The following is a 4762-nucleotide window of genomic DNA, read 5'->3' as shown; positions in this document are numbered from 1 at the left end:
GCGGTTGGTCGTCTGCGGTGCCAATAAATATGTGGGGTGCGGGGGCGCCCCCCCCCCCACTTTCACTCTAGGGCATGGTCCGACCTGCCCGGACGCCCCCTCTGCTCCGCACTCCACACACCGCAATCCGCAATCCGCACTCTGGAAGGACAGGCGAGCATGCCGGGAATCGAAGGCAAGGTCGTGGCGATCACAGGCGCCAGCAGCGGCATCGGCGAGGCGACCGCGCTTCTGCTGGCCGAGCGAGGCGCGAAGGTCGTCCTCGGGGCACGCCGTCCGGAGCGTCTCGCGGCCCTGGCCGCCCGCATCGAACAGGCCGGTGGCGAGGCCGCCTGGATCCGCACGGACGTGACGCGGCGCAAGGACCTCCCCAACCTCGTCAAGCTGGCATGCGACCGATACGGCAAGCTCGACGTCCTCGTCAGCAACGCCGGGATCGGCCTGATCTCCCCCCTCGACGACCTGCGCGTCGAGGACTGGGAGCAGATGATCGACGTCAACCTCAAAGGTGTCCTGTACGGAATCGCGGCGGCCCTCCCCCTCTTCCGGGAGCAGGGATTCGGACACTTCGTCAACACCGTGTCCACCGCCGGACTGCGCATCGTCCCGCTCCAGTCGGTGTACGCCGCCACCAAGAACGCCGTGCGCACCGTCTCCGAGGGCCTGCGCCAGGAGGCCGGCCCCGACCTGCGCGTGACCGTCGTCTCACCCGGCGCCGTCCGCACCGACTTCGCGGAGCACATGGACCCGGCGGCGAAGGCCCAGATCGACAAGCTGATGGAGATCGCCCTCCCGCCGGCCGCAGTGGCCCGCGCCATCGCCTTCGCCATCGAGCAACCGGACGGTGTCGACGTCGGCGACATCGTCGTTCGCCCCACCGCCCAGGGATAGGCCCCCCGCGACGGGGTGAGGTGAGCGGTCGGACCGGGGCACCGGTGCTTGCCGTAGCCTGGCGGTGCCCTGCTCCCGATCCGGTCGAGGTCATGGAATTTCGTCAGTTGCGGTACTTCGTGGCGGTGGCGGAGGAGTTGCACTTCGGTCGCGCAGCCGAGCGGTTGATGATCGTGCAGTCGGCCGTCAGCCAGCAGATCGGTCGGCTGGAGCGTGAGCTGGGCGTCGAGCTGTTCGACCGCTCGGCGCGCCGCGTGCGGCTGACTGCCGCGGGGGCGGCGTTCCTGCCCGGCGCCCGTGAGGTATTGGCGGCCGAACAACGGGCCCTGGACCTGGTCGGCGGCTTCGTCGCCGAGCGGGAGACCGTGCTGCGCGTCGGGACGAGCCGGGGCATGGGCGTGCGGTTGGAACGGGTGCTGGCGGCGCTGGGGCGAAACGCGCCCGGCACCCGGGTGGAGTTGGCGTCGGCGGCGCCGGAGGAGCGCCTGCGGCGGGTCGCCGACCGGGAGTGGGACGCGGCCTTCGTGCGCGGGGAGGTGACGACGCCGCAAGGCGTGCGGCTGATCCCGGTGTGGCAGGAGGAACTCGTGGTCGCCCTGCCGGCCCGCCACCCGTTGGCCGGGGCGGACGAGGTCGACCTCGTCCGGCTCTCGGAGCTACCGCTTCACCTGACGGAACGCCGGAGCAACCCGCCGCTGGTCGATCTGGTCATGGGTGCCTGCCGGGACGCCGGGTTCGAGCCCGTGCCCGGACCACCGCACAGTTCACTCCAGGACACCCTTGCGGCGCTGGGCGCGGGTGCTGCCGGTTGGACGGTGGTGTACGCGGCGCACGCCCACCAGCTGCGCGGCGACCAGGTGGCCTTCCTGCCGGTGCGTTCCCCGGCCGGAGCACGGAGCGCCGAGGCGGCACTCTCCCTGCCCACCGTGTTGGCGGTGCACGGTGCCGCCGCCCCCGAGCGCGTGCGCTTCCTGCTGGAGGCCTGTCGGGAGGCGGCGCGCGACGATCGCGATTCGTGATCGTCGCGAACTCGAAGTGCTGCTGGATCGCGAGCTCCAACCGGAGTGAACTGGACACCCGCGGTCACTGCCGCCGATGCGGCCGGTACCGCCGACCACGGTTCCCCACTCGATCCGCGGGCCGTGCCCTGCTCGGCACGCCCGCCACCGGGCCGGCGCCACGTCGGACCGAAACCGACCGAACGCGCCTTCACCGCCACGCCCCAGGAGAGCGACCATGACGAACACCCCGAAGGAACAGGCCACGGACCGGACGCCGCTGGCCGAGCGACTGCGGCGACCGGCGATGACACGATCACTCCGACTCGGCGACACGAAGGTGACCTACGTGCCGGACGGGGCGGTGGAACTCAGCGCGCGCGGCTGGTTCCCCCGCAGCACGGAGGAGGACTGGGCCGCCCACCCCCAGTACCTCGACGACTCCGGCAACCTGGCGGCGGGCATCGGCGCGCTGCTGGTGGAGCACGGCGACCGTGCGCTGCTGATCGACACGGGCTTCGGCCCGCAGTCGATCCCGGCCCAGCCGGGCAATCCGCGCGGGGCCATTCACGGCGGTGCGCTGCTCGACAACCTGGCCGCACTGGGCCGTCCGCCGGCCACGATCGAGGCCGTCGCCATCACCCACCTGCACCTCGACCACATCGGCTGGGCCTGGAACCCCGCCCCGGGCCGCGACCTGCCCGCGTTCGCCGGCCGCGACCTCCTGGTCGCCGCACCCGAATGGGCACACCGCCACCTCCTGGCGGCGCGCGGCATCACCGACGAGATCCTCCGGATCATGGCACCACAGGTGCGCACCGTCCTCGACGGCGACGAGATCTTCCCCGGCGTGCACGTGCTGCTCACCCCCGGCCACACCGCCGGGCACGCGTCCTACGTCATCGCCGGGGGCGGCGAGCGGCTGATCGCCTTCGGCGACGCCATGCACTCGCCGATCCAGGTGGACCACCCTGAATGGTCGGCCGCCGCCGACCTCGACCCCGACCGGGCCGCACAGGAACGCCGGCGCCTGGTCGCCGAGTTGGCGCGACCGGGCACGATCGGCTTCGGCGTCCATTTCGCGGACGTGGTGTTCGGCCGGGTTCACCTCGACAGTGACGGCCCCGCCTGGCGAGCCGTCGCCGACTGACCGCTGCCTGCCCGACGTTCCGCTCCCTACACGGTGTGCTCGCGAATGATCTCGCCGATCTGCTGGGGAAGTCCGGGGGAGAACAGTGTGTGCCCCATGCCGGGAATCGGCTGGAATCGGGAGTGCGGGATTTCGTCGGCGAGGGCACGGCCATGCGGTAGCGGGCGCAGGGGATCTTCCGTGCCGTGCATGACCAGTGTCGGGGCCTTGATCGAGGACAGCGGAGCAAGGCGGTCTTCGGTCATGTGACGCCCAGCCAGATCGTGGTTGAGGGCCACGCTGTGGTTGCCGGTCCGGTCGAAGGAGGCTTCCACGAAGCGGCGAGCGGCAGGCTTGTCGAAGGGAAGGACGTCGCCGTTGAGCACTCGCCACGTCTCCAGGTTCGCCGTGACGTACTCGTCGCGAGTCCCCTGCGGGAGAGCGGCGCGTTGTGCGAGGTGCGTCAGGAAGCGTGCAGTGGGTGGCGGCAAGTCGCTGGGGTCGGGTGCCTGGCCGGCCATGGCGCGCGCCCAGGCCGGGCCCGCGCTGTGGCCCATCGGGCCGGTCATCATCGCGGTCAGAGTCAGTACGCGTTCAGGGCGGTGAACGGCCAGCCATTGGCCGATCGCACCGCCCAGGGAGGCCCCGACGATGTGCGCGGCGGCTACTCCGTGGCCGTCGAGCACGGCCGTCGCATCGGCGGCCATGTCCGCCAGCGTGTAGGGGTGGGTGGCGAAGTCCAGGCAGGTGGACCGGCCGGTGTCCCGGTGGTCGTAGCGGATGACCTGGCGACCGCTGGCGGCCAGCACATCCACCAGCTCGTCCGGCCATCCGATGCCGGGTGCGGCGGTCCCCATCACCAGGAGGACCGCCGGATCGTTCGAGTTGCCGACCCGTTCGGTCCACAGGCGCAATTCGCCGGATTCGACAATTAATTCAGCGCTAGCAGTCATGGCGCCAACATAGCGAACGAGTTGCCAATTTTCCATATCCCCAATGAATATGACTTTCCATCGAATTATGGTAGAATACTGAATAGTTCGCGGGCTTCAGGAATTGGTCGACCGGGTAGGCCATTCGAGGCTCTCGACCTCCGCCAGCCGCATGACACCGCTCGTCCACGCCCGCGAAGGACCGCGCCCGGGCGACGACGAGAGAACAGCGACCTGAGCAAGCTGGTCCGCATCTACACCGAGGCGATCCGCCGGCAGGCCGCCGACCTGTGATCGCCAGCGGCGAGAACTACCAGAACCCCTGTCAGCGGCCCGCAATTGACTGACACCATGAATGACACCACCGACCACCTGCACCGCATCGACGACCTGCTGACCCGCCCGGCCCCGGACATCGCCCGACTGCCGGCCGACGGCGACCTCACCACCGCCCACCGCCGCCTCGTTGAGGCGCTGCGCCCGCGTTGGGGGTCGTCGCGCAACCTCGCGACCGACGGTTTCGTCGACCCGACGCTCGACGGCGACAGCGGGCTGCCGCTGGTAGCCCCGTTCGCCGGGCGCCTGGTCGAGCTGTGCGGGTGGGCGGTGGGCGAGCGCTGGATCGGCTGCGGGATCGTCCGGGACAACGACGGCGGCGCGCCGCACCTGGTCGCGGTGACGGCCCGCCGGGCCGACCCGGCGACGGCCTGCCTGCTCGCCGAGGACGGGGAGGAAGAGGTCGACGTGCCGGGTGACCGCTGGGTTCGGCGGCTCGCCGCCGCGACGGGCCGGCCGCAGTCGCGGCAGTGGCC

The 4762-nt window shown here is 71.1% G+C and carries 4 protein-coding genes and 1 pseudogene; 4 read left to right on the top strand and 1 reads right to left on the bottom strand.

The annotated features are described in order from the left end of the window. The first annotated feature begins 159 nt into the window (after positions 1 to 159). The 3 genes from ACFV61_RS34610 (at position 160) to ACFV61_RS34600 (ending at position 3039) form a co-directional block, all read left to right on the top strand. On the top strand, positions 160 to 891 hold the full coding sequence (locus ACFV61_RS34610) for an SDR family oxidoreductase (protein WP_380496063.1): 732 nt from the start codon (positions 160 to 162) through the stop codon (positions 889 to 891). A 92-nt stretch (positions 892 to 983) separates the two neighbouring features. Further along, entirely contained in the window at positions 984 to 1910 is a 927-nt protein-coding gene (locus ACFV61_RS34605) for a LysR family transcriptional regulator (protein WP_380496061.1), read from the top strand. A gap of 217 nt (positions 1911 to 2127) precedes the next feature. Beyond that, entirely contained in the window at positions 2128 to 3039 is a 912-nt protein-coding gene (locus ACFV61_RS34600) for an MBL fold metallo-hydrolase (protein ID WP_380496058.1), read from the top strand. Between the two features lie 26 nt (positions 3040 to 3065). Here the strand turns inward: ACFV61_RS34600 and ACFV61_RS34595 are convergent, their stop codons facing one another. Further along, positions 3066 to 3971: an alpha/beta fold hydrolase gene (locus ACFV61_RS34595; protein WP_380496057.1), complete on the bottom strand. Its 906-nt coding sequence runs from the start codon at positions 3969 to 3971 to the stop codon at positions 3066 to 3068. A 330-nt stretch (positions 3972 to 4301) separates the two neighbouring features. Between ACFV61_RS34595 and ACFV61_RS34590 the strand changes: the two are divergent. Then, a pseudogene (locus ACFV61_RS34590) lies at positions 4302 to 4762 on the top strand (hypothetical protein); the annotation flags it as partial.

It is taken from the genome of Kitasatospora sp. NPDC059817, assembly GCF_042731835.1.
In the GTDB taxonomy this organism is placed as follows: Bacteria; Actinomycetota; Actinomycetes; order Streptomycetales; family Streptomycetaceae; genus Kitasatospora.
This window is presented reverse-complemented; position numbering and strand designations above follow the sequence as displayed.

Excerpts from the sequence above, each read along its gene's own strand:
- ACFV61_RS34595 (WP_380496057.1), bottom strand. The coding sequence starts at position 3,971 with ATGACTGCTAGCGCTGAATTAATTGTCGAATCCGGCGAATTGCGCCTG.
- ACFV61_RS34605 (WP_380496061.1), top strand. The coding sequence starts at position 984 with ATGGAATTTCGTCAGTTGCGGTACTTCGTGGCGGTGGCGGAGGAGTTG.
- ACFV61_RS34610 (WP_380496063.1), top strand. The coding sequence starts at position 160 with ATGCCGGGAATCGAAGGCAAGGTCGTGGCGATCACAGGCGCCAGCAGC.
- ACFV61_RS34600 (WP_380496058.1), top strand. The coding sequence starts at position 2,128 with ATGACGAACACCCCGAAGGAACAGGCCACGGACCGGACGCCGCTGGCC.